Source organism: Clostridiisalibacter paucivorans DSM 22131 (genome assembly GCF_000620125.1).
Lineage (GTDB): Bacteria > Bacillota > Clostridia > Tissierellales > Clostridiisalibacteraceae > Clostridiisalibacter > Clostridiisalibacter paucivorans.
On sequence record NZ_JHVL01000007.1, the window covers coordinates 1 to 25,292 of the forward strand.

The 25,292-nt window shown below is 35.1% G+C and carries 21 protein-coding genes; 3 read left to right on the forward strand and 18 right to left on the reverse strand.

The features are described 5' to 3' along the window. From Q326_RS0104390 to Q326_RS17860, 12 genes are all read right to left on the reverse strand, one after another. A partial coding sequence (locus Q326_RS0104390; protein ID WP_026894266.1) for a transposase occupies positions 1-234 on the reverse strand: 234 nt, incomplete at its 3' end. Between the two features lie 52 nt (positions 235-286). After that, positions 287-1,450: a lipopolysaccharide biosynthesis protein gene (locus Q326_RS16655; RefSeq protein ID WP_034601151.1), complete on the reverse strand. Its 1,164-nt coding sequence runs from the start codon at positions 1,448-1,450 to the stop codon at positions 287-289. A gap of 6 nt (positions 1,451-1,456) precedes the next feature. Continuing rightward, positions 1,457-2,704, reverse strand: a complete 1,248-nt coding sequence (locus Q326_RS0104400; protein ID WP_026894267.1) for an O-antigen ligase family protein — start codon at positions 2,702-2,704, stop codon at positions 1,457-1,459. A gap of 33 nt (positions 2,705-2,737) precedes the next feature. Beyond that, positions 2,738-3,820 carry a glycosyltransferase gene (locus Q326_RS0104405; protein WP_026894268.1) on the reverse strand — a complete coding sequence of 361 codons (1,083 nt, stop codon included), beginning with the start codon at positions 3,818-3,820 and terminating at the stop codon, positions 2,738-2,740. Then, positions 3,820-5,001 (reverse strand): glycosyltransferase family 4 protein, encoded by a 1,182-nt coding sequence (locus Q326_RS0104410; RefSeq protein ID WP_026894269.1) that lies wholly within the window; start codon positions 4,999-5,001, stop codon positions 3,820-3,822. Before Q326_RS0104410 ends, Q326_RS0104405 begins: the two co-directional genes overlap by 1 nt. Then, complete coding sequence (locus Q326_RS0104415) at positions 4,998-6,146, reverse strand: glycosyltransferase family 4 protein (RefSeq protein ID WP_026894270.1); 1,149 nt, start codon at positions 6,144-6,146, stop codon at positions 4,998-5,000. The genes Q326_RS0104410 and Q326_RS0104415 overlap by 4 nt, the downstream gene beginning before the upstream one ends. After that, the gene (locus tag Q326_RS0104420) at positions 6,143-7,192 is read right to left on the reverse strand and encodes a hypothetical protein (RefSeq protein ID WP_026894271.1); all 1,050 of its coding nucleotides are present in this window, start codon (positions 7,190-7,192) and stop codon (positions 6,143-6,145) included. The genes Q326_RS0104415 and Q326_RS0104420 overlap by 4 nt, the downstream gene beginning before the upstream one ends. Positions 7,193-7,235: 43 nt before the next feature. Continuing rightward, on the reverse strand, positions 7,236-7,856 hold the full coding sequence (locus tag Q326_RS0104425; RefSeq protein ID WP_026894272.1) for an acetyltransferase: 621 nt from the start codon (positions 7,854-7,856) through the stop codon (positions 7,236-7,238). Between the two features lie 65 nt (positions 7,857-7,921). Then, on the reverse strand, positions 7,922-8,578 hold the full coding sequence (locus tag Q326_RS0104430; protein ID WP_026894273.1) for a sugar transferase: 657 nt from the start codon (positions 8,576-8,578) through the stop codon (positions 7,922-7,924). Positions 8,579-8,595: 17 nt separating this feature from the next. Next, the gene (locus Q326_RS0104435) at positions 8,596-9,711 is read right to left on the reverse strand and encodes a DegT/DnrJ/EryC1/StrS family aminotransferase (protein WP_026894274.1); all 1,116 of its coding nucleotides are present in this window, start codon (positions 9,709-9,711) and stop codon (positions 8,596-8,598) included. A gap of 26 nt (positions 9,712-9,737) precedes the next feature. Then, complete coding sequence (locus Q326_RS0104440; RefSeq protein ID WP_026894275.1) at positions 9,738-10,331, reverse strand: TIR domain-containing protein; 594 nt, start codon at positions 10,329-10,331, stop codon at positions 9,738-9,740. Beyond that, positions 10,332-10,781, reverse strand: a complete 450-nt coding sequence (locus Q326_RS17860) for a DUF4231 domain-containing protein (RefSeq protein WP_051531128.1) — start codon at positions 10,779-10,781, stop codon at positions 10,332-10,334. It abuts the gene before it with no gap. A gap of 1,295 nt (positions 10,782-12,076) precedes the next feature. Between Q326_RS17860 and Q326_RS0104450 the strand changes: the two genes are divergently transcribed. Genes Q326_RS0104450 through Q326_RS0104460 form a run of 3 tightly spaced genes read left to right on the forward strand, consistent with a single transcriptional unit; the run spans position 12,077 to position 13,992 of the window. Beyond that, positions 12,077-12,439: a helix-turn-helix transcriptional regulator gene (locus Q326_RS0104450; RefSeq protein ID WP_026894276.1), complete on the forward strand. Its 363-nt coding sequence runs from the start codon at positions 12,077-12,079 to the stop codon at positions 12,437-12,439. Next, entirely contained in the window at positions 12,420-13,301 is an 882-nt protein-coding gene (locus Q326_RS0104455; protein ID WP_026894277.1) for an ImmA/IrrE family metallo-endopeptidase, read from the forward strand. The genes Q326_RS0104450 and Q326_RS0104455 overlap by 20 nt, the downstream gene beginning before the upstream one ends. Beyond that, positions 13,291-13,992: a hypothetical protein gene (locus tag Q326_RS0104460; RefSeq protein ID WP_026894278.1), complete on the forward strand. Its 702-nt coding sequence runs from the start codon at positions 13,291-13,293 to the stop codon at positions 13,990-13,992. The genes Q326_RS0104455 and Q326_RS0104460 overlap by 11 nt, the downstream gene beginning before the upstream one ends. A 150-nt stretch (positions 13,993-14,142) precedes the next feature. On the opposite strand, the gene Q326_RS16665 is transcribed toward Q326_RS0104460, so the two are convergent. From Q326_RS16665 to Q326_RS16675, 6 genes are all read right to left on the reverse strand, one after another. Continuing rightward, complete coding sequence (locus Q326_RS16665; protein ID WP_051531130.1) at positions 14,143-16,680, reverse strand: S8 family peptidase; 2,538 nt, start codon at positions 16,678-16,680, stop codon at positions 14,143-14,145. 7 nt (positions 16,681-16,687) lie between these two features. Beyond that, the gene (locus tag Q326_RS0104470; RefSeq protein WP_026894279.1) at positions 16,688-17,650 is read right to left on the reverse strand and encodes an AAA family ATPase; all 963 of its coding nucleotides are present in this window, start codon (positions 17,648-17,650) and stop codon (positions 16,688-16,690) included. Between the two features lie 268 nt (positions 17,651-17,918). Further along, complete coding sequence (locus Q326_RS0104475) at positions 17,919-18,911, reverse strand: hypothetical protein (protein ID WP_026894280.1); 993 nt, start codon at positions 18,909-18,911, stop codon at positions 17,919-17,921. 90 nt (positions 18,912-19,001) lie between these two features. Then, positions 19,002-21,767, reverse strand: a complete 2,766-nt coding sequence (locus Q326_RS0104480) for a recombinase family protein (RefSeq protein ID WP_026894281.1) — start codon at positions 21,765-21,767, stop codon at positions 19,002-19,004. A 148-nt stretch (positions 21,768-21,915) separates the two neighbouring features. Then, positions 21,916-23,613, reverse strand: a complete 1,698-nt coding sequence (locus tag Q326_RS16670) for a recombinase family protein (protein WP_051531132.1) — start codon at positions 23,611-23,613, stop codon at positions 21,916-21,918. Continuing rightward, positions 23,600-25,219, reverse strand: a complete 1,620-nt coding sequence (locus Q326_RS16675) for a recombinase family protein (protein WP_051531137.1) — start codon at positions 25,217-25,219, stop codon at positions 23,600-23,602. The genes Q326_RS16670 and Q326_RS16675 overlap by 14 nt, the downstream gene beginning before the upstream one ends. Positions 25,220-25,292 lie beyond the last annotated feature (73 nt).

Here is a 25,292-nt window from a genome sequence, read left to right on the forward strand (position 1 = left end):
AAATGTTTCCATTACAATTTTAAGTTTATCTTCTTTTCTCCATCTCTTAAGTCGATTAGGATTACTATTGGGTATTAATTTGCCTTCTATTCTAGCTTTTCTCTTCCACCCATAGATAGTGTTTGTAGATACTCCTGTTTCCTTAGATACCTGTGATACTTTTTTATTTATTGGCGGAGATATTTGCCTTAATATATCTTCAATGTATTCTTTATTATAGCTCTTATTTTTCATATAGATTGTCATCCTTTCTTTACTCACAATTATTATAACATCTATATGACAACTATTCTAACACAGGGGGATAAGCTAAAGCAATATCAACTAAACTGCCTGTTATTGTTGACACAAAAAGTTTGTTTGTTGCATTTTTGTGATAAAATAATATGTTTACATAAAAATAATATATAGATTTGATCGAATAAGCTAAAGTTAATATTGGCACTACAGTCCACGACAATATATATTTATCTTCTGTCATTAAAATAATTAACTCTTGGGAAAATAATCCAATTAATAAATAGATTATCGAATACGGTAATAGTAAAAATTTTGAAAAATCGACAATTTCTTTTTTGCTATTTTGTCTATTAGATTGCATTTGTTCATAAAACCAAGGAGAAAACGCTTTGTTAACAGCAACTTGAACTGTATCAATTATTATTGAAAATTGGACTGCAATACCATATAAACCTACCGATGCTAAAGTTCCATTGAAATTAATAAAAATTCTAGATGCAAATGTTGCAATGTGAGTAGATAAATTATGTGGCATCAATGGGATAGAATACCTTAATGCTTCTTTCAAAATATTTAAATCAATACAAAACGTTATTAAATTGTTTTGCATCAAATCAAGTATCATATAAAAGAAGTATCCAATATTAACAAGAAAAGTAGCGATCACTATACCACTTAAACCGTAATCTAAGACTATCAAGAAGACTATATTAAGGGATACTTGAACGAAAAAGAAACTTAAATTTGCTAAGGTTAGTTTTCTTCCTTGTTGCATTCCTTGAAGAATACTTTGATGTAATGTATGCATCGTGACAAAAGTTAATGTAAACATTACAATTAGTATTATTGGATAAAACTTTACTCCCTCAAAAAATACGGAAATCACCATATCCTTAAGTAAAATACTTAAACTGAAGAAAGAAACTCCTGATACTAATATAAAAAATATGACTGTACTGTATAGCCTCTTTAATTTTTCTTGATCACTTTTATAATCTGTATAAAATCTTATCACCGCGGAATATAGTGAGAACGCAATGATGTATGTTGCAACCCCATTAAAACCATTGATGAGATTTATTACTCCATAGTCTGCCGGAGATAAATAGTGTGTATATATAGGTAATAACAAAAATCCAAAACCTTTAATGAGCAAAGTACTAATAATATATAGTATAGAATTAGTCAGCACTCGTTTTTTTTTATTCATAAAAATCTACCTTTCAACTGATTTACTTTGATGTGTTGTTTTTTCTTTTTTATAAACGTGTATAGATAGATATGCTAAACAAATAAATAGTTGTGAATAATAACTCGAAACTCCTATACTACCAATATCTAGAACTAATAAAGTGAAAGTTGTTATTAACGAAAATAGAACTAAACATGAGCCTTTTTTTATGTACCTTAGACTTTGTTTAACAATATTTACAAGTATATAATAGTAAACAATAAAACCAGTCATACCCAACCCTACTAATAACTCAATATAGTTATTGTGTGCATACATTTCTCGCCCAAAATTAAGTCCGTATAAGACTTTATAGCTTCCCATCCCATGTCCAATGATTGGATTGTTCATAAATTCCTTTAAACCAAATCTCATCATTAATAATCTGACTTCATCACTATATTGAACTGCTTGACTTTTAGATTCAACTGATAAAAATATGCTCAGTAAACTTTGTATTCTCATTCCAATCATATTAAATAGAGCTTGATTATTCATCACAATAAAAAATAAAAAATACATAGATATTGATCCAATTAGAATATATTTAATCCTCTTTCTTTTATTCAGTAAATATAAGTACATTAATGGAGAAAATACAAGTACGAAAAAAGCCTGTCTTGATCCACTAATTAATGCAATTACTGAAAAAACCAGAGCTAAAAACGAGTTAAAATTTTTGTTTATTTTTATAGTATTTTGATTACGAATTACAATATTTGCATAAGTAGCCAAGGCCATCAATGTTCCTATTCTATTTGCATTCCACTCATATCCATCAAAAATGATTCTTAGTCTAGATAACCCCAATGATGAAAAATCTATCAAAAGAATAATAAATAAAGCATTTATCGCAGCTGCATAAACAAAGATAGAGATAATCTCAAACAACTCTTTTTTTGTCTTTACTAAATTTGAGATATAACCTAATGTAATAATAATCAATACTCCATTTTTGATGTAACCAAAAGTGTATTCTATGTTTTTAGTCCAAAGTAGTGAAGATACTAATAGAAAAATAAACATTGTCAACCAAATGATATAACGATTAATAACTAATTTCCCTTGAACACTCCTAATAAAAAAAAGAATTCCAATTGTTGCTATTAACGCCCATTGAAAAATCCCTCCCATAGCAGATGTAGCATAAGGATTTAATTGAACACTAATATAAATTAGGAGTATCAATTTATGGAATTTTGATAATCCACTCATATCTCTTTCATTAGTCATTTATCCTGCTCCTTCATCTAAGATGAACTTTATTTATAACTTTTCTATAAAAGAAATCCATCGTCCCATTATCTCTTCACTTGAATATTCTGTGACTATTTCTTGTGCTAAAGTCCCATATCTTTCTGCTTCATTGGGATTCTCTAGTATATACCTAATAGCTCTACTAATACCTTTTGGATCTCCTGTAGGTACTAGTATCCCATTTTTATTATTGTCAATAAGTAATCTAGCACCACCCGGACTACAATCCGTAGAAACTACTGGAATGCCTAATGCCATAGCTTCTATCAATGCGTTAGGTATTCCTTCATAATCTGAAGTTAATACAAACACTTTTGCATCCCATATTTTCTCTAAAACATTCTCTACACGGCCCGCAAAAATTACGCTTTCCTCTAAGCCCTTGGTGTTGACAAGTTCTCTAATTAAGCTTTCATCTTTACCATCCCCATAAAATACCAAACTCAAATCTTTATGGTATTTTTTTATCTCAAAAAAAGCTTCTACCATTATATCTTGTCTTTTTTGTACAACATCAAACCTACCTACAAAAACAATTTTATTTTTCCTCCTACTATATGGAGCTCTTTTAACCTTATTTATGTTTATTGGATTTGCAATAATAACCCCTTTAGATTGTATATTATTAGAAAAATATTTCATGGCCTCTTCAGTTTGAAAAACTATTCCATCTGCCAAATTAAAGAACGCTCTTCTTATCTTATGATTAAGTCCATTAACTGAGTATGGATCTGATCTCTCAGAAACTATAATTTTTCTTTTGCTGTTTATTTTATTGATTAGTATATATAAACTGCCGATAGGATCGCCAAAAGTAATAACTAAATCTGGCCTTACCTTTCTTATTACCCGATGTAATCGATATTCAGCTATAATTGTTCCGAATAATAATCTCAATACTCTATTTTTACTTTGGTTAATATCTAGTCTAATTACTTCTATTTCCTCATTAATTTTTTGATGAGATTCTCCTGTATAAAACTCAATTATTGAAACCTTATATCCTGTATCACTCAATTGATTAGCTAACCAAATTATTATCTTTGATGCGCCACCATAGCTTATCTTAGGTATTAACAATACAATATTCATTAAGAAGTTTCCCTTTCCAAATTTTTAATGAAGTCATCTATGAAATTAAATCTTCTAGTTGAAATATTTTTTTTATCATATTTTGAAGATACTTTGAAATTTCGTATAGCTTGTCTTTCTAATGAATCTAAAGTAAAAGTTCTTAATATATTGATAATCTCATTAATATTTGATTTTGTATTTGAGAATATATATTCATTTTCTAAAAGTTCAGGTATACCACCAGTCGCAGCTCCGATACTAGGCAGCCCCCTACTCATTGCTTCAATTAATGCTCTTGGTAATCCCTCTTGTCTACTTGGCTGAATATATATATCAATTGTATCGAGCCATTCAAAAACCTTATCGTGGGATTTGGCACCTAGAAATTCAACTTGTTCTTCAACATTATATTTTTGGGCCATACTCTTTAGATATGAAGTATCGCCTCCACCCACTAATTGATATCTGTAATTGGTAACTCCACTTTCTTTTAATTTACCTAGAGCCCCAATAACATATTGTTGTCCTTTATAACGAACGTCCACCGCTGCTGTCGTTCCTATCACAATCTCTAAGGATTTACTGCTTTTAATTTTTTCAATTCTCTTAGTTAGGACTGCATCATCCATCTTTGGCAACGTTACATTGGAACAATTAGTTTGCTTCCCTTTCGTAGGATATCTTTTTTGTAAAAACTGATTAGTAACGTATATAACATAAGGCGCTTGTTGCAGTATTTTTTTTGTAGATCGCATCATAAAAGGTGCAACTAGTTTTCCTTTGAAGCTATGATTCCATAAGGAATCCCATGGACAACCTACCATTTCTACTAAGTAAGGTTTGTTCTTCTGCTTTGCATATCTAATAATTTTTGAAGAATAAGTTCCTGGTATCCTTGCTATAATTACATCTACATCATTCACTATTTTCTTAGCTATACTTTCAAATAATCTGTTACTTCTAAAATAAGTTTTATAGTTGTGAATATCTGGAACTTCCACAAAAAACAAACCATTGCCTTCAAATTTATTAAATCCTGATATATATTCATCACTAATGCGTTGTTTACGACCAATTACATATAATTCATCAAAATGTTTTAGATATCTGTTCCAATAATTTGTGTCATATCCTCGAAGATACAAGTTTCCATTTGAGTCTTCAAAAAATTTCAGTCCGTGTGCAAATAATACCTTCAAGCTCTCACCACCTTAATCATTCTTTCATATTCTTCTAATAGAGTATCCCAAATTTTATTTCTATCATATAAATCTTTCACTCTCTGAACTCCATTCTGCCCCATTTCTTTCCTTAATTCTGGATCTTCAATTAGAAGCAATAGAGCCTCGAATAAAGCACTCACATTTTTACTTTCAACAAGAATTCCAGTTTTTTGATCTTCAATTGAATCTTTACATCCTACGATATTTGTTGTTATCACAGGGGATCCAACTGAGTTTGCTTCAATGTTAACTAATCCAAATCCTTCTCTCCAAGAAGGCAGAACAAAAATATCACAACAAGCCATATATTCTAATGGATTATCAACCTGTCCAAAATATTGTACATTAGGCAATTCTCTAATCTCATCAAACAAAACACTATTTTGCACATTTTTAATTTCTGTTGGACCACATAGAATTAATCCAACATCATATTTTGACTCAACTAAATTCTTATATGCTCTTAATAGTTCAAAAACACCTTTTTCTTCTGTTATCCTTCCTACGAAACCTACTATTATTTCATGCTGCTTTATACCTAACTTAATAGCTATTTGTTCTCTATTGACTCGTATTTCCTCTGACCTTCCGATATCAATTCCTTTAACGCTACCGTTTAATAAAACATTAACTTTTATATTTGATCCTAATCCCGAAGAAATTGTAAACTCTTTAAGACTATTACTAACAGCAAAAACCTTGGTTGAAAGACTGATTGTCGCTTTTTCCATCCATTTAATGATTGAACGTCTTGCTCCTACTTCACTAGGATACTTTAACCCATGTAGATGATATGGTCTATTCTTTATTCTAAGCATCCTTGCAGCTGACATCGCCAAAAGACCACCTTTAGGTGTATGTCCATGAACAATTTGTGGCTTTTCTTTTTTAAGAATAGATATTATTTTAATCAGTGCAGATAAATCTTTTATGGGATTTATACCTCTACTCATACTAACCGGATAGTATTTTATATTACCAACTCTTTCTTGATATCGAACTTCTTCACCATCTGAGCAGATTACTATTAATTCATATCCTTTACTTTTCAATTTTTCGAATAATCCTTCTAAGAAGATTACCGACATTGAAACAGTAAATACATGTACTATTTTCTTCATCTCTTTTTCTCTACTACTTCACTTAGAACTACATTTGCATAGTTTAGAGCATTTTCTTCAGAAATTGATGCATAGTTGCAGTTATCTATGAGTTTGCTTAATATTTTCTTCTCTGTCTCATACATTGCTTCCGGTGAAAACCCTTCGTTAAAGTAATCCATAACTACAATAGATGGTGCCTTATGATAATTAAATTCATATTTATTAAGGTTAATTAATTTCCTTAGGCCTTCAGCCTTATCTCTTTCGATATCGCTTTTTCCTCTTTCAAGAACGACAATATCCGTTGCTCTAGAAAAATGCTTAATACTATCTTCTCCAAGATATGTATCAATCGACTTGTTTTTCTTAAAGGAAATCAATTCCATGATTGGCAATACCGAGGTGATTTTGTTGACAATAGTATCAACTTTAGATTCGTTTATATCATCATAATATCTAAAGGTGCTTGTCCACGGAACAGCCCATACATTTTCTCCATCTGTTAATGCAAAATCCTCTGCAATAAACTTGAAGTTATGGTCCTTACACAGCTGAATACTTGTGAGTGTTTTGCCTGTATTCGGCGGAGCAAATATAATAATCGATTGATTATCTTCATTAACTGCTGAACAATGTATAGTGGCTATCCCATTTTTTAATAGTAACCCTGCTGTAATATCAGTTAATGTGTATGACATTGAATGTAGACCCATTATTCTATGCTTCACATACTTCATATAGTTTTTGCCTACAATAACATTTATTTCGTTTCCATTAATCTCGATAGAATATCTTAATTTACTTTTGCCAAAGAAATTTCTTTCGTAGTAAACTTTATCCTCATTTCTGTTGGCGCTAAAATAATGGTATTTACCCATTTTATCAAGACTAATATCTGCACCAAAAACATCATTTGAATGTCTTACATCTACATTAATTTTTATCTTACACTCATCGAACTTTTCTTTTGTAGATTCTGGAGCTACCGTTCCATAAGACCAAGGAAACTCTTTCTCATTTGTTTTAACCCCTAAAATACCATCAACATAAACAAAATAATTCATAATCAACTTCCTCTTTTCATATAATAGTGTGTTCTGGTTTGATTTAATTTATCTTACTCACCGGAACCCCAACATATGTTCCAGGTTCAGTAATATCATTAACCACCACAGCCCCCGCACCAACTTTGCAACCACTGCAGATATTCACGTTATTGCTTACAACACTTCCAATTCCTAGCCATGTACTTTTACCAATACTCACACTCCCCGCAATCCCAACACCAGGGGAAATGTGCACATAATCTTCTATCAAATTGTCATGATCTAAACTACAACTTGTATTGATAATGCATCCTTTGCCAATTTTAGTAGAACTGTTGATCACTGCTCCAGCCATTACTACTGTACCGATGCCTATCTCAACATCAGTACCAATAACTGCACTAGGATGAATCAGACTAACTACTGATATTCCTTCATCTATCAATTTCTTTTGTATCTTCTCCCTCGTAGTATTATTTCCAATAGCAACAAAGAAGTCAGCTTCATCTTTATATATAAAAGTATCAGTAGTCTTACTAATAACTTCTAACCCCATAGATGTCTTAATAGACCCGTCATCATCGAGGAATGCGATACTTTGCCACTTATTCATTTTAATTGCGATATCAGCGACAACCTTTCCGTGTCCACTGGCACCAATAATAATCAATTTGTCTTTCATGATAAGTACATTCCTCTCTGAAATAATAAATATATGATTACAGTAATCTCTTAAGTCTAAATGTCTTAATTCTCAACCTTGCTTCCTTCAAAGTATTCCATCGTAACTGATGTATCTGAGCTAATACCTTCTTTTACAAAAACCTTCTTTATAGTAAGAAAAATAATCTTCCAATCACCTAACAAACTGACGTTATCTACGTACTCAACATCAAGATTGAACTTATCTTCCCAGCTGATAGCATTACGCCCATTGACTTGAGCATATCCTGAAAGACCTGGTCTCACTTCATGTCTTCTTTTTTGATGGTCATTATAGAGCTCTAAGTACTGAATTAGTAAAGGCCTCGGTCCAACAATACTCATATCACCTTTAAGAATATTGAGCAGCTCCGGAAGTTCATCTAATGAAGTAGATCTTAGCATCCTACCAAACTTAGTAAGCCTCACTGAGTCTGGTAGCAACTCTCCACTCTCATCCCTCTCGTCAGTCATTGTTCTGAACTTATACATCGTAAAAATCTTCTCATTAAGCCCAGGTCTTTTCTGTTTAAACAGTACTGGACTACCCAGCTTTAACCTAACAAGAATCGCAACGATTATAATCACAGGACTTAAAATCATAATTGCCATCAAAGACAAAATTAAGTCCATTGGTCGTTTGAGAAATCTTCCGTATATGCCCTTATTCACTTTAACTTCTTCTTTAACTTCACTCTGCATTTATAAGCACCTACTTATTATTTAGACCACAGTCCCTTTATAATCCCACATATCCTCTCAAGATCCTCATCCGTCATCTTCGTATCAGATGGCAAACACACACCATTCTCAAAGAGCCTCTCACTCACATCTCCACCTACATAATCATACTCAGCAAAGAATGGCTGCATATGCATCGGCTTCCACACAGGTCTTGATTCAATGTTTTCTTTCTCTAATGCTTCCATAACATCAAGAGGTCTAACTTTACCTTTCAATGTCATAACACTTAACCAGTAGTTCGGTTCATTCCATTCATTAACTGGCATGAACTCTACACCTTCAAACCCACCAAGTTCTCTCTTATAAAACTCAAAGATATATTTCTTCTTCTCAACTCTTTGATCTAATACTTTTAATTGTCCTCTTCCAATACCAGCAACTATATTACTCATTCGGTAGTTGAACCCTAACTCTGAATGCTGATAATGCCTTGCTTGATCCCTAGCTTGAGTAGCCCAAAAACGAACTTTTGCAATTTTCTCTTCATTATTAGAAACTAACATTCCACCTCCAGAAGTAGTGATTATCTTATTACCATTAAATGAAAATATACCATAATCTCCAAAGGTACCTGTATGTTTCCCTTTATAATATGTACCTAAAGACTCAGCAGCATCTTCTATAAGAGTCACGTTATGTTTCTTACATAAATCCACTATCTTATCCATATCAGCTGAAAGTCCATAAAGATGTACAACTAGAACAGCTTTTACCTCAGGATATTTTTGAAATGCTTCTTCTAACACCTTAGGACTCATATTCCAAGTTTCATAATCACTATCTATAAAAACTGGCTTAGCATGTTGATATATAATGGGATTAGCCGTAGCTGAGAAAGTCAAATCTTGGCAGAACACTATATCTCCTTCTCCAACCCCTGCTGCTTTAAGTGCCAAGTGTATAGCAGCACTACCTGACGCTAATGCAGCAGCATGTCCAATACATACTTTAGCGGCAAGTTCTTGCTCAAAACCATTTACATTAGGCCCTAGTGGTGCTATCCAATTTGCATCAAAAGCTTCTTTTACATATTCTTGTTCATAACCTTCATCACTCATATGTGGTGAGGCAAGCCATATCTTTTCAGCCATTTTTCGTACTCCCCTTCTTCTAAAATCTAATCTCTATTCCCATATACTTTAACTTTATTTGCAATTGGCTCAAATCTTTTATCATAAGCTTTATCAATATACACATTGGGCTGTTTACAGAAATCATCCCATTTAACCAATACACAATATCTATCTTCTTCACTATGGAAACATTTATTATTTGGTATGTAATAGTTATAACTAAATTCCTTTATTACTGTGCTATCATTAATTGCCACAATATTATGCTCTTTTCCACAGGAACTACATTCTTGACTGCCCTTATATATCGAATCGTACATCGCTGGTAACACTATTCCTAATATTCCACTTCTGGAATTACCTTTACCATTATATAGAGAAGCTTGAAGCTCTCTCATAATATAACGTTGTTCATACCAACCTAAATTTTCCGATGAGTACTGTCCAATTAAGAATAATGTTACTGTAGAATCTGATAAATAATCACTTCTAATTTTTTGCATAATATAATCTTCATCATCTGAATTAATTGGAGTGTTTAAAGATTTATCAATCATATCTACATCTAAATCATTTTGAATGTATTCCTTATAATCAATATCTTCAGTTTTAAACGATATGAAGCATTTGTGTCCCATCTAACACCCCTCCTTCTCTCCATCTTTATCTTTCTTCATATGAGTCATAATCCACATGCTATTCTCTCTAGAAATTAGGGATTCAACCCTCTCAACAAATGTTGACATTCTATCCTCACATCTAGAATAATCATCAAGTCCAGCATCGTAGAAGTATTTCTCTTTCTTTAGAGTTTCAGATATTGTTCTATAATTAATCCAATTCTCTTGAAATTTAAATGTTTTTAATCCCGAAGTCCCAATTGTTAATAAGACTGAAATACCAACTGTAATAAGTTCTTTTTCTTCTGGAACAATCAGAATCAGCACTGGAACAATAGCTGACAGAATGACAACTAACCATTGAAATAATTGATATAGTCTCTTATAATGGGTAGCTTTATCGCTATACCATTTAATTTGGTCTTGATAACGTACAGCTAAGTATTTATCGAAGTCATCTTTATTCATTCTGTCGCCACCTCCTTTTTGTTTAAATGTATGTATAAAATGCATCGAAGCACTTTGATTGCTTAATTAATCAAAATCTATATATTGTATGTCTAGTTATATCTAACACTATATCTTACATAAACCCCTCTCTTGATTGAATGGTACTACATGTAACCATTCTGTAACATTAGCCCTTTTATGCCAACCTCTGAAACCCTTGATTTTACTGGACTAGCAAGGTATTCATCCTTTCCCCATACTCACCTCGCCTTGATTCTCGAAGGATAAAAAGGAAACCCAATACATAGAAAAATGTCAAGAAAAAAGTTGATTTTAGCCTCATTTCTCGGTAATATTCAAGTTTTTAACAGCAAAAAAGCCCATCACGACATGATGAGCAAGAATTTTGATCCATACATACGCTCTCAGAGCGTTTTAAAATTAGTAGAGCAGACCTTTCTTTATCTAAAATAAACTGAGGTCAATATACAAAGTCTCATTATGTAATCTAAAATCACTGAGATGATCAGGACCAATTACAAAATACAGGATTGAAAAAATCAATTTTTTTGAGAAAACCTTGCACCAACTATTTTGTTTTCAGAATATTCTGATACTTGACATTGAACGATAACTACTATATAATTCGAACTAGTTCGAATTACGGCATACGTAAGCAATTGATTCTAAATATATAAAGAAGTTCGTAGCTCTATCCAAAAGTGGATGGAGCTTTTTTATTTGCAGCCTTCCCCGTTTAATACATCGAGAGAGCACTTTCTTCATATAATGTAAAAAGCTATCTCATTCCATCATGACAATACATCTCTCTCCTGAACGAGTTTCTTCCTATATATATGTAGAATAAATAAGCCGTTGATTTGAAAACAAAAGCTTAAACTGCCCAAAACTGAAAATTTTAGAGCAACTTCTGAAAAAACGACGCTTCAGTTTGGCCTGTGTCGGCTTTTCATTTAATTTTTGACCGATTGTTCCACAATCGACTAATCAGGCTCAAATTGGCCATAAACGCGATTTAGCCATTTCACTCTGAAAAAGCAGCAATCTAGCCAATACTTTATCTAAGTTTGGTACATTTTAGAGGTTAGAAGCTTTGCAATCTTTGCCTATGCTGCTCCATCAAGCATAATTGTTTTATGAAACTGTATATTTCATGATTGAGTTTTTTACATCGTATGTTATTATTTATTTCATATCGGGTACAATATTAATAAAGATTGACGCATTTTGTTATTTATAGTATCATATAATTAGATACGGGCATACTATAGCATTGAAAGGAGGCCCAAACTATGAAAACTTTATCAACTAAAAAATTAGCTGAAACAGTTAGAAACCTTAGAGAATCAAAAGGATTTACAAAAGAAGAACTCGGTAATTTAACCGGTATAAACAGAATTATGATAGGCCGAATTGAAAGAGAAGACTTTACTCCATCTATTGTACAGTTTGAAGCTTTATCAAATGTTTTAGGTTTTGATCTTACAGAAATGTTTGTTGAGAAAGAAAGAACTAACTCTTTTGTTGCTCTTCGAAGTGAAGCATTAAGCGATAGTGAAAAAAAAGGCGTAGAAAAACTATTCACTATGATGTTGTCACTTAGACAGCAAATTAAATTAAGGAGCTCATTTGAAAATGAATCCACTCACGCTTAATGAAGTCCAAGTAGATGAAATTCGCAAATTAGCTGGAGATGAGCGCCGATTTCTAGGCTTTGTAGGCGAAACACCTATTGCCAACGACATCTTTACAATTCTTGATAGACTAGACATCATGTTGCTGGAATATCCCATCGAACCTGAAGGTGATAGACCAGCTTTTTCTGCTGCTATTATGTATTCTGAAGAAGACGATAAAAAACTTACTTTCATCGGGCTAAATACTGCAGATTTTTATGATAAGCAAATCTTTGCTATTGCTCATGAGCTATATCACTATTACACAAAATCCGGCTCACATCTAAGCAGACCGGAAGATGAAGACAATAGCCTTATTGAAGTAAAAGCTAACCGTTTTGCAGCAGAGTTTTTGTTGCCTGAAACAGTACTAGAAAGTATTGTTCTTGAGGAGTTTAAGACATCTTCTCTTGAGAAAATTCAACATAAAGCACTGTTGAGATTTATCGCTAGACTCCACTGTACATGGTGGCTCCCATATCGTTCACTTGTCAGAAGACTGCACGAGATAGGTGCAATTTCATCAGAGCAGTATACAGAATTATACTCTGTTGATGAAAGAGATCTACAGGGTGAGTACGGTAAAATAGGTCAGGCTACTAATAAGGAAGTATTTCTTAAACTAAATCAACCAACTAAAAATATTGGTACTTCCCCTAATGAAATCGAGATCATCATTAGAAACTTTGAAGACAATCTCATAGATGAAGATAAATTTGCAGAAACCCTAAGCCTTTTCAATAGAACACCTGATGAATTTGGTTATGAGATAAAAGTCTCTCAAGAAGACATAGATGAGCTTGATGCTTTCTTCAGTGGGGAGGATGATGATGAAGATTAATCTTACCCATCCTAATCCAGCATTAATAAGTATTATTGAGGATCCAGAACAGATCATCACTTTAGATGCAAATTTTCTTATTGCTCCGGATAGAAGGCCAATCACTAAAAGAGGCATCGGTTTTGAACAGTTTAGAGAGATCTGGTTAGACCCCATTTTCAGTGTCTTTCCAAATCTAGCTATTCACGAATCTGTGTATGATGAACTGGTTGGAATCTCTCCGCAAAATTATGTAGATGCGAAAAGGGATAGCATTCCACCTGAGATCATTATTCACAAAGATTCTTCTCTAACTGAAGTTGAAAAAATCTTAAGAGATACCATTGAATCAAAGATTGCTTCTCTCACTAAATACGATCCGATGCTTGATAACAAGGATGATCGTGGAAAAGTGAAATCATTATCTTATATTGCTGTCAAAGGTCTGCTCTACTTCGCAGCAAATGATAATAACGCTATTCAACTCATTGAAAAATCAGAAGAGTGGTCTACTGGCTTAGATAATGTACAAGCCATCAAAATGTATGAGCTCATATACTATCTATACAGAAATGATCTGGCTGATAAAACAGCCATGAAAATGCTTTACAAATATCAGTACTATCTGACTGATCGGGAGAAAAGTACAAACCCTGGATGGGGAGATTTTTCCTCTAGCATGGACAGTTTATATGAATCCTATTTCAAATAAAAATAACCCACCAAGTGGTAGATAACTGTTATCTGCCAACTCAGTGGGTTTTTCTATTGCTGATAAAACCCCAGGCCTATAGGTAACTGGGGAATTATCATCTTTGTTCAGTTTTGTGAAGTACAAAACGGATGTTTATTATCCGGATTCTCAATAAGTAATTTCAGTAGTGACTGTGGTTCTGTTTTCAACATTGATTTCTGTTTCAATCTTATTCTTAATTACATTATACAAATCAATTTCAACTTCTGGAGCTTCAATACTCACAACTAATGAATACCTGATTTTTGAATTGAACTTTTTTAAATTCGTTCTAGATTTCCACCACCCTGTTATCGGATACACAGCTATTTTGTTGCTCTGGCTTAAGTCACTCGCTGTTCCCTCCCATATGTCAGAATGAATGGAACCAACGTTTCTATTTGATGTACCAATCACCCAGCGATTGCTATCATTTTTTACATCGCCTCTATCTTCTTCATCATCTCTGATAGCTTTGTTTATTCTTTTCAAGAAATTCTCGTTATCTTCTGTGGAATTATTCACATCAAATTGAAGTCCACAAGAAGGATATCTATATTTATCTTTCCATCCAATTTCTCCAGGTCCAGGCTCAACAAAATATGACAATGTTACTCGCATTCTTACGGTTTCATCCTCCAAGCCTAATAATACATCATCCGGCCAAGGAATTTTATGAATGTGCATTTCTTTTGATGTGGGGTTACCGCTCCCCTTTTTTTGAAAAGGTTGGATTTCATCTTCAATTATCAGATTAACTCTATTTGATGCACTCCAGATTGCTTTTGAGAGGTTCGGTACGCCATAGCCACAAATTCTCATTAAGTTTCTATAATCAGATCTTTTAGGAACCGAGTTTTCAAATGTAGCTTTTTTCATAGCGTCAGTCCATTCTGCCGAATGAATGATTAGTGCTCTTACAGTTTCTGGCCACAGCTCTGGATACTGGTGTTGAATATTTGCACCTATCCATGCCGCCTGTGCTGTTGCGGAACTTGTCATGCTAATTACATCAAATGACTTCCCCGTTTGAAAATCTTTACTGGTAGTTAAAAGTTGTAAATCTGGTAGATCAGAATAAAAATCAGTAGCTTCATCATAAACTAAATTCCCACCTTCTAAAACAATATCAGGTTTAATTGGCCACTTTTCGCGCCACATGATCGAACTTGATGTAAACGGGGAAAAGTTACCAGGTTCAACAACTGGTTGATAATTATCGGAATATTCTTCAGGTATCTGATACTTTTCTGTATAAGCTCCTACCGTTATAGCGTTCCAGGATTGTCCGGGATCCTCAATTGTATGATTTCTAACAGCCGTTAGAACATCTCCCGATTCTTTAATTTCAGACATGTGAGTATTTCCAGCAGAAACAAACATAAGCTTCCTCCCTACATCAGATGAACCGATATCATTCGCACCAGAGATAACTGAATCAATTGCACCTGACCAAGAAGATGGTCTACCATCATTTTCAATTGCATTTGACTTTGCAGTGACAGCCATACAAATCGATCTATTTGTTTCCGGATTTTGGATTTGAGCTAGATTAATAGCATTCTCAGTCACATAACCGTATAAGTCTTTTTCGTTGTCGTCTTCTTTATCAAATAACTTGACAGATTCTAAGAAGTGATTAATTATAACGGGATCGGAACTTTCAAGTTTATCCTCAAGGGTATAGTATGCAGCAATTCCAGCCATCATTGTTCCATGTTTATTTCTGTCATAAACACCTTTATCCAAATCAACAGAATGCATATCTTCATCCGATAATAATGGAGCCAATAAACCATGACCATTATTTACCCCTGTATCAAGAATACATACTGATGTATTAGAACGGGCTGAAATATCTAGACGCTCTGCTAAATCTTTTACAAAATCTCTTTGCTCCCATTCTGATAAGTCTTCAAAAAAACCTGCCGGGGTTACTATTATTCTAAACTCTGCTATCCGTGAGCTTAGCCACTGCAACTCAGACAACTGCTGTTTATTCGCTTTTACCGCTAAAACTAAACGCTCAGGAAAAATGATTCTCTGATTTTTGTATTCAATACTTTTTTCTTCGCAAATCTTAAAGAACTCCGCCTGGATTTCTTCAATGTCTTCTTTTGTTTCATACATTAGCCAGACTTCACACCACTGCGGAACAGTCGTTGGCATCTTGCTTTTGTCACTCATCCAAAGTGCATCTACATAAGCAAGATTAATACTCTCTATTGTCCCGATGACTTTTTCAGCATTTTCTGTTTCTTTGTATTTATTGATTTTCTTAATAAAAAAATCCCTTTTATTTTCAGGGACGTAGACAGTTGAACTTACAATTTTCTTATTTTCACTATCTTCTTCCGTCTTAATATTGCATATTCTAACGTGTTGCCCTACGTGCTCTAAACTTTTTGTTATTAGGTCATATCCTGCTTGACCCTTAATTTCTAAATAAACTCCATGCCTTGAAGAAACTGAAACAACACCAACATCTTCTTGACTTTCTTCTGCTAGATCCCAAGCCCTTCTCAAATCATTCTCAAGTCGCTCTGCATGGCTTAGTCTGCTAATGCGAGGCGGACTGTTTTCTGTTCCACCTCCACCATTAGCAGGTATATAATCGAAGCTTTCTCCGGTTTTATTTACATATAAGTTGCTTAATCCTGATTCCATTTATCTCTTAAGCCTCCTTATATTTATAGTAATTCTTCCTATCTTTTATGAAGTTCATTAGGATCTCTTTAGTAATAATGGTGTCTTCCAAAATTGAGTATTTGACAGCATCTTCGCAGGCTTTCACAATATCTGCGTGATTCAACCCTAAAGCCTTTTTATATACATCTTCCGAGAAAATATCATTGGATGCTTTCCCATGAAGCTTCATTTTAAATAATCTTGTAATTTGTTCTGCATCAGGATTTTTGTATTCCATAACATCATCAAATCTTCTGAATAAAGCTTTATCTAAAATATTTGGGTTATTCGTTGCAGCAATAATAATACTATATGATTCATCATCTTCCAGATTCTGTAGAAACGAATTCAGTATTCTTCTCATTTCCCCAACGTCATTATCTAAGCTTCTATCCGATCCAATTGCATCAAATTCGTCAAATAAGTACACTCCACGAATCTCTTTAATATGGTCAAATACTTGCCTTAGCTTTGCACTTGTTTCCCCCATATATTTAGTAATCAATCTATCAAACTGAATAATATAAAGAGGTAAATATAGTTCATTAGCTATTACTGAAGCCGTCATTGTTTTACCGGTTCCAGGATCTCCAGCAAGTAAAACTTTTGATCGATTCATAAGACCGTTCTTTCTCAGAATGTCTTTCTTATGATATTCGTTGATCACACGCTTTATTTTATCCTCGATTTCAGACGACACAATTAAATCCGAGAGCGTTACGTTAATCATTCGTTGCTCTAAAATATCCAAGCGATTATTTAGCTTAACAACTTTGCTTTTACTAAGATATTTAGGATTTTGAATAATATCTTTGATTTCTCTGGCACTGGCTGTATGCCCAACCTTTGCCTCGTGAGCCGCAATTTGCAAAACAACTGTCTTAAATTTCTCATCATTACTATCAAAATGCGCTCTTATCAAAGCTTTTACTTGTTCAATTGTTGCCATGCGGATTCACCCACTTTCTTGATGTGTTTAATATATAAAACTAGAAGGCACATACATCAATTGTGCCTTCATAAGTAGTATTCATCTACTCTAACCGTGCTTTGATATATTGATTATTTCAACTTTCACATATCTATGATGTACATAGGTTCTCTTTTATATTTTACCATTCAATGTCAATAATCACAAGGGGAACAGAAATGACGTTTGCCATTCAATAGGCCTTCACTTTTCTTGCAATAGCACAATCCTCCTTAACATTAAGTATTCAATCATTATCATTCCACACATACCAACCTTTTGTAGTTTCTCTTGATGGATCTAATATCAACTTCCCTGATTTTTGAAGGGGTTCATGGATTCTCTTTCTATAAGAATTATCACTCTTAATGCCCAAATGACATCGGATATGCTTCGGCATTTTAGCCTCTTTACAGAACTCTTTCACCTTTTGAACTTCATCAGAAATTAAAAGCTCCTCCATTTGGATTTTCTTCTTTTGTTTTTCAAACCGCTCTTTGTACTTCTCATAGTCTAACCCCGAACCAAACTCTACACCCTCTGCAAATTTAAACTTGATCTCCCCTGCTTTATCAATGGTTGCGCTCAACACATGCTCAATAAAAACTTCTTCAGGGAAGTGGTCTTCTCCTTCTAAGTCCATGTATGAAACATCTCTTGCGCTGTTGGTCTTGGAATATACACTATCTCCCGGTTTGATTCGTGGCCTCATATTGTGAAAGGTTTTTAAAGAGACAGGTTTCATCTTTTCGCAGTATTTCAGAAGTTTCTCCAACCGTTCTTTATCCTCCTCTAACTGTTCTAATCGCTCAATGTACTTGTAGTGCTGCTCCCTCAATTGAATGATATCGTCCGTTATCTGGTTGATCAGTTGTGTGTTTTTACCGTTCTTTTGAATCTCTGTATCAACCGCCTTATAAAGCTCTTGATTTAATGCTTCCATTTGCTTTTCAAGGTGCTCTTTATGCTGCAGTTCATTTTCCGTTAAATCCAATTTTCTCAAATGCGCTTTTATCTGATGCCTGAAGCCTTCGCTGGTTTTGATTTTCCTTAGTGTATCTACAAAGCAGTAATCCATATACCTTTCGTCAAATGATATGGACACATTACATGTCGATCCTAGTTTTTGAAAAGAGTTAAAACATCGCCATGCACTTCCTTCTCTGGAATAATAGGTGGTGCTTCTGTATCTTGCTACTACATGGCCACATTCAGCACAAGTGAACTTCTTATAATACATTTCTCTACCTGCTGTCCCGTCTTTCCTCTCATTCTTAACAGGGTTCCTTTTCCTATCTTCGAAAACCTTTTGTGCATTTTCAAATGTCTCTCAATCAATGATGGCCTGATGATGTTCCTCAATATAATACTTTGGAACCTGGCCATTATTGGCTTTTCGTACGCTCCCGGCAACCTTCGTGTAGTATTTTTGAAATTCATAATCACCGAGATACTTTTCATTTCTCAATATTTCTCGGATCGTATTGTAACTCCAATAGTCACTGCCCTTTGGACTCTTTATCCCCAGCTCATTTAGATGTTCAACAATCTCAAAAATATTTTTACCTTCTATGAATAATTGATACATCAATCGAACCGCTTCTGCCTCTTCCTCAACAATGTGCCACTCCCTGTTCTTATCAATGGTGTATCCATACATATCTGTCCTTCTACTGATGGTTCCTCTTTGAGCAAGACTTTGCACACCCCAGGTGATGCTATTGGATAAGGAAACAATCTCTTCTTCTGCGACGGTCGCCATTAGCGATAATATTAATGAAGAGTTTGGATCATTGCTCTTCAAGTTTTCTTTTTCAAAGTAGCATACACAAGCAGGTTCTAACTCATGGAGCGTCTTTAATGTTCCCAAAACATCAACCACATTCCTACTGAATCGAGAGATGGATTTTGTAATGATCATATCGATCTTACCTTTTTTCGCGTCTTCAATCATCCGATTAAAATCATCCCTGCGCTCGGTTATAGTTCCTGATACCCCTTCATCTGCATAGATTCCAGCAAGCTCCCATAAAGGATTCGAAAGTATTTTGTAGTTATAGTATGCAAGCTGGGTTTGCAGAGAGAGCTTTTGCTCATCCATCTCTGTTGATACTCTGCAGTACGCTGCAACCCTCAGTTTCTTCTTTTCTTCCTGCTTGAGCTGGCTCATCCTGTTCTTAAGAATATTCTTCTTTAAATCACCTATGTCTTTAATACTTAATCCACGCTCAAGGACAACCACGTCGCGCATAGGTATATTCTTGTTGTTTATTTTAGCCAGACTCTTTGAGTCTGCTGTTATCGCTGTTGCTTCCACTAAGAGTTCCTCCTTTCTCCAGGCTTTAGAATTTTCATTATCTTTTAAAGAATCTTCTGCAGCTTCAAAGTTAATAAGATCATTTAATAAAGGTTTCTCTTGTTTCTTTAGTCGGCTTTCCCTTTCTAATCGTTTGTTTTCTGCAGCTTCTACTACACCAGGAATTTCTTCTTGCCCAATCGTCGTTGTTTTTTCATCAATCCACTCGATAACATAAGCTGACCCTGAATAGATTGTCAGTTTTGTCATCCACGCTCTAACCATTTCAATGGTTGCAGCATTAATAAAATGGTCTATGCCCCTTATGGTCTTTAACCAAACAAGAGCATCATTTCGATACTCTCTATCATCTTCAATACGTCCAACCTTGTCTTCAAAAGAGGAATATTCATCTTCTAGCCGTTTAATCAGCTCTATCTGATTCTGCCTTTTGGCAATTTCGATGTCAGTAAAATACTTTAGGCGCTGAAATTCAAAATGGTCATTCTGGTTGACCCTGATGAGGATTCTCTCAAGATCCCTAAGCATCAGACGAAAATCTTCTTTTAAAGTCTTCTCACTTCTGCCAAGGGGATCTACCATTTCATATGTGATGTTTTTTCTGTTCTTAGTTGCAATAATGGTTAACCCCATCATGCGTTTGAACAAGCCTCTTAACCCCATAGCAACAAGGTCATAAGTTTTTATAAGTTCTAAATCACAAAGCTTCACGCTGGCATTGGTATAGGCACATCCATATCTATAGTCATTTTTTCTTCGCACCAATTTTCCGCATCGACCACAAAATACTCTATATTTCAGCGGGTTACTTATTGGCGTTCTGATTTGCTTTTTAGTTCTCTTGTTTTTCTCAACCCTCGCCTGAGCTCTATTAAATACATCCATGGATATTATCGCCGGATGACTATTTTCAATTAAATATTGCTCCTTATATGGACCGCTGCCAGTAATCTTTCCTGTAAAAAGGTCCTTGGTTTGTGCCTTTGCCCTTTTGTTTCCTGTATAGGCTATCGCATTAATGATTTTTCTAATTTGTGTATGGGCCCACCGATCATTTCCCTTTTTTGTTTTAATTCCTCGATGTATAAGTTCTCTAGTGATATCAGCATAAGTGGCGCCACCAATAAACTGATTAAAAATCCACCTAACTACTTCTGCTTCCTCTTCATTAATCTTCACCATGTCTTTGCCACCTGGCTCAACTAAATCATAGCCGTACATCTCATGAAAGTAAGGTCGTCCTTCATTCAGGCGTTTCTGATAAGAAAACTTCACAAGGTTTGAAACCCCTTCGATGAAATCTTGGGCCATGGCTGCATGAGTCTCTAAGACCAGTGAACTCAGACCCTTAGAAACCTCCACGCCTTCACGTTCAAAATATACAGTTGTGCCACTTTCTTTTAACTGTTGAAGCACTTCTAAGATTTCCTTTGTGTTTCTTGAAAATCTGGATATGCTTTTTGTAAGAATTAGATCGATCTTTCCTTCCCTGGCATGACGAAGCATTCGCTTGAATCCATTTCGGTGTTCGATGGTTCCACCGGATATTTGATTATCGATATACACTCCGACAAATTTCCAATTTGGTTTATTGTAGATGTAGTTGCTGTAATAGCTCACTTGATTTTCAAGGGATCTGTAATTGGTGTTCCCCTTACTGATTCTGCAGTAAGCTGCAACTCTGATACCTTCTTTCTTGCTGTTTAGTGGACTTTGATGCATCTCGTCCAGCGGATCCCACAGTGTGTGTACCCACATGGCCTTATCTCTTTGGTCCATTTAAAAAACTCCTTTCCTCATAAAGATTACGCTTGTTGGTATGTTCCCTCTGTATGAAACATATTGCAAGTACAATCTCTAATGGTCAAAGGAGTATTTTAAGTACACTAGGTATTCAGTTTCTTACTAATGCTTAGGAATCTATTTTCTAAAGAGTATCTAAACCCAGCGGTTCCACCGGGTCCTTTCCTCTCCTCCAGCCGAGGGCCTTTCGCTTGACCCCACATTTAAAGATAAACTCCATTTGGTAATCATCATAGATAAGACCCCGTTCAACAGTCTCTCTAAACATTTTTGCATCGAAGGTTTCGAAGTCTTGCAGCCCCTGTAGATACTCAATAAGAATATCCAGGTTCTTCTTCATGAAGATACTTTCTTCTTTATTCTTCAGGAGGTTTTCATGTTCTTGTTGGTAAATTTGAGACTCGTAAATGAGATTTCTAAGGGTGGCGTCATAAATTGGGTCATTGGTGATACTCTCTCTCATAGACATTTCAGTAATTTGATCGCTGATTCGGTCAATGATTTCTTCGACTTCTTCTAATCGTGCATTTTCTTCTTCAGATAGGCTGACCTCTCTTATGGCCGCTTCACCTTCCATTCGAATCTGGTCGATTTCTTTTGTCATTTTCAGAAGCATCTCATTGTAAGCTCTTTCAATGACTTCTTCCCATATATACTTTGTATGGCATTCATAATCCGCTTCCATTTTCATCGCTGATACCCTGCACTGCCATACCGTGAATTTATAGGATTGGCCATTTTTCTTTGAGGTAAGGCGTCTTCTGTGCACCGGAACCCCGCACTCCCCACAAAATAGCATGTTAGAAAAAGGAGCTGTGTTGCTGTAGCATCTTCGGTACTTCCCATCTGGATCATGGCGCATTCTACTTCTGCGTTCCAGCTCCTTCTGAGCCGCATTCCAATCTTCCTCTGAAATAATCGGTGGGTGATTGTTTCGTATGAAATACTGTGGTTTGTGGTTTTTATTTCTCACCCGCTTATGGGTTAAAGGGTCTAGAGTAACTGACTTCTGGCACAGTGCATGACCACAGAATTTTTCATTTTTTATCAGCTTGAGAACCGAATCGCTGGTCCATTTGGTGTTTCCCCTAGCGGTTTTTACTTTATCCTTGGTTAGCCCCTTGGCAATAAGTGGTGTTCCTTTCCCGCTTAGAAACTCTCGATATATTCTTCTTACAATCTTGGCTTCTTCTTCATTAATGATTAGATTGCCTTCCTCATCCTCATCGTAGCCGAGAAAATAGGTTGTCGGTATGTGTGGTATTCCTCTTGAAAATCTCTTCTGAACACCCCAGCTTACATTGGCGCTTATGGTTCTACTTTCTTCCTCCATAACGCTTGCGATGACAACCAGAATCGTTTCTGATTGGGAATCCAATGTGTTAATTCCCTCTTTATCGAATATAATTCCCACAGGTTTGTCTAGGTTTTTAAGCATCCTCACATAAGTCAGACAGTCTAAAGTATTTCGTGCAAATCGGCTTATGGATTTGGTGATGATGTAGTCAAATTTCCCTTCTTTAGCATCCTTAATCATCTGGTTAAAGCCGGTTCGGTACTTTGTATTTGTTCCTGTTACACCCTCGTCACTGTACACTTTATAAAGTTCCCAGTCCGGTTTTCTTTCAATGTATTCTTCAAAATAGGAAACCTGAAGCTGATAACTTGACTGTTGCTCTTCTTCAAGAGTTGACACCCTTGCATAGGCTGCAACTTTAACCTTTGGTTCTTCTTCTCCTTCCCCTCTTCTTTGCATGTTCATATTCGCAGGGATTACCCGAACTCGAGGATTCATCGCTGAAGAGTTTCTATTTTGCGTCATAGTACATCCCCCCTCTAAATTGACCGACAACGGTTTCTTCTCCATCAATCCACTTAATGGTAAATAAAAAAGGTGACTCCACTGTAATGTGAATCACCCACGCTCTTATAAAAGAGATATCTAGTATTTTATAAATGGCTTTATCTGAACCCTTGAGGGTTTTAAGCTTATTTAAGGATGCTTCTCTAAAGACATGGTCTTTGTCAAAAGCCTCCCATAACTTTGTTTTTTCAGCGATTGTTTCTTCTACTTCTTTTCTTTTAGCCTTGATGTCTTCTACATCTAGATTTTTTAAGATAGCATTGTTTTCAGCAATCAGGCACTTTTCAAGCTCCACCCTCAACAAATTCTGCTCTCTTTCTCTTACTGTTTCTGCACTTGATAACTCTTTTATAAGCTGTTTAATCAGCAAGCCATCATTTGTTCTCTGATCCATGCCATAACGTTTTTCAAAACCTTCTATAAGAAGCTCTTCTATCTTAGTCTCCTCAATAGGTTGAGCCTTGCATAAAAGTCCGCTCTTTGCATTTGACGAACATCGCCATCTGGTTATTTTCCCCTTCTGACCGAAGCGATGATAGTTCTTTCCACAGCTGGCACAGACAATTCTGCTGGTAATAGCGGAGCGTTTGTATCTTCCTTTATTTGATTGGGTGGTTTTGTTCTCATTCATAATCTCCTGGACCTTTTGAAAATCTTCTTTTGACACAATCCCTTCATGATGGTCCTCAACATAATACTGAGGCTTATGTCCCCTATTAACTACTGTCTTATGAGATCTAAAATCTAAAGTACATGTTTTTCTACTAAGAGCATCTCCACAATATCTTTCGTTTGTTAGGAAGCTACTGATATTAGAGGCAGTCCAATCAATCTCTCCGGAGCGCTTCTTGTATCCTCTACGAATGAAATGCTGAGCAATATCTGTCAGATTATAGCCAGAAAGAAACATTGCATAGGCTTCTCTTACTATGGCCGCTTCTTTTTCAACAATCTCCCACTCCTTGTTTTTCTTCGTCTTATAACCAAAGAGTTGAGCCGCAACCACCTCACCTCTTTCAAACCGTTTTCTCAAAGCCCATTCAATATTTTCTGAAGTACTCCGGCTCTCTTCTTCTGCAAATGTGGCCAAAATCTTTATTAGTAGTGAACTGGTTATGTCTTTGGTGTTCAGTCTCTCTTTTTCGAAGATGACCTGGACGCCCTTTTCAGTAAGCTGTCTCACAATATCCAGCGTATCCACAACATTACGGGCAAATCTAGAAATAGACTTACAAATGATGATATCAATTTCTCCATTCATCGCCTTTCTAATCATCCGATTAAAGCCTGTTCGCTTGGACATATCCGTTCCTGACTTACCTTTATCTGAATAGACTCCTGCATAAAGCCACTCAGGTTTTGATCTAATGTAATTGGTGTAATGAATGATTTGGTTTTCAAGGGATCCTAGCTGAAGTTCTTCTTCAGAACTTACTCTGCAGTATGATGCCACTCTAGGTTTATGTGGTTTTACATGTCCCATGCTTGTGTGTAAATCAACATTATTTATCACGGAAACGCTAGGTTGCTGAACCGGTACTACCTGAACTCTTGCTCGATTCATCGTCTTTTCCTCCTTTCTTTTTATCCCTTATTTCGCATCACGCGGCATAAATTTTTTCATGCAAAGGGTAAAA

Bases quoted from the DNA above. Each gene is read 5' to 3' on its own strand.
- Q326_RS0104405 (WP_026894268.1), bottom strand. From the start codon at position 3,820: ATGAATATTGTATTGTTAATACCTAAGATAAGCTATGGTGGCGCATCA.
- Q326_RS0104475 (WP_026894280.1), bottom strand. From the start codon at position 18,911: ATGTATTATAAGAAGTTCACTTGTGCTGAATGTGGCCATGTAGTAGCA.
- Q326_RS16665 (WP_051531130.1), bottom strand. From the start codon at position 16,680: ATGGAATCAGGATTAAGCAACTTATATGTAAATAAAACCGGAGAAAGC.
- Q326_RS0104400 (WP_026894267.1), bottom strand. From the start codon at position 2,704: ATGACTAATGAAAGAGATATGAGTGGATTATCAAAATTCCATAAATTG.
- Q326_RS0104430 (WP_026894273.1), bottom strand. From the start codon at position 8,578: ATGCAGAGTGAAGTTAAAGAAGAAGTTAAAGTGAATAAGGGCATATAC.
- Q326_RS0104440 (WP_026894275.1), bottom strand. From the start codon at position 10,331: ATGGGACACAAATGCTTCATATCGTTTAAAACTGAAGATATTGATTAT.
- Q326_RS17860 (WP_051531128.1), bottom strand. From the start codon at position 10,781: ATGAATAAAGATGACTTCGATAAATACTTAGCTGTACGTTATCAAGAC.
- Q326_RS16675 (WP_051531137.1), bottom strand. From the start codon at position 25,219: ATGAATCGAGCAAGAGTTCAGGTAGTACCGGTTCAGCAACCTAGCGTT.
- Q326_RS0104435 (WP_026894274.1), bottom strand. From the start codon at position 9,711: ATGGCTGAAAAGATATGGCTTGCCTCACCACATATGAGTGATGAAGGT.
- Q326_RS16655 (WP_034601151.1), bottom strand. From the start codon at position 1,450: ATGAATAAAAAAAAACGAGTGCTGACTAATTCTATACTATATATTATT.
- Q326_RS16670 (WP_051531132.1), bottom strand. From the start codon at position 23,613: ATGACGCAAAATAGAAACTCTTCAGCGATGAATCCTCGAGTTCGGGTA.
- Q326_RS0104480 (WP_026894281.1), bottom strand. From the start codon at position 21,767: ATGGACCAAAGAGATAAGGCCATGTGGGTACACACACTGTGGGATCCG.
- Q326_RS0104455 (WP_026894277.1), top strand. From the start codon at position 12,420: ATGAATCCACTCACGCTTAATGAAGTCCAAGTAGATGAAATTCGCAAA.
- Q326_RS0104470 (WP_026894279.1), bottom strand. From the start codon at position 17,650: ATGGCAACAATTGAACAAGTAAAAGCTTTGATAAGAGCGCATTTTGAT.
- Q326_RS0104415 (WP_026894270.1), bottom strand. From the start codon at position 6,146: ATGAAGAAAATAGTACATGTATTTACTGTTTCAATGTCGGTAATCTTC.
- Q326_RS0104425 (WP_026894272.1), bottom strand. From the start codon at position 7,856: ATGAAAGACAAATTGATTATTATTGGTGCCAGTGGACACGGAAAGGTT.
- Q326_RS0104420 (WP_026894271.1), bottom strand. From the start codon at position 7,192: ATGAATTATTTTGTTTATGTTGATGGTATTTTAGGGGTTAAAACAAAT.
- Q326_RS0104460 (WP_026894278.1), top strand. From the start codon at position 13,291: ATGAAGATTAATCTTACCCATCCTAATCCAGCATTAATAAGTATTATT.
- Q326_RS0104450 (WP_026894276.1), top strand. From the start codon at position 12,077: ATGAAAACTTTATCAACTAAAAAATTAGCTGAAACAGTTAGAAACCTT.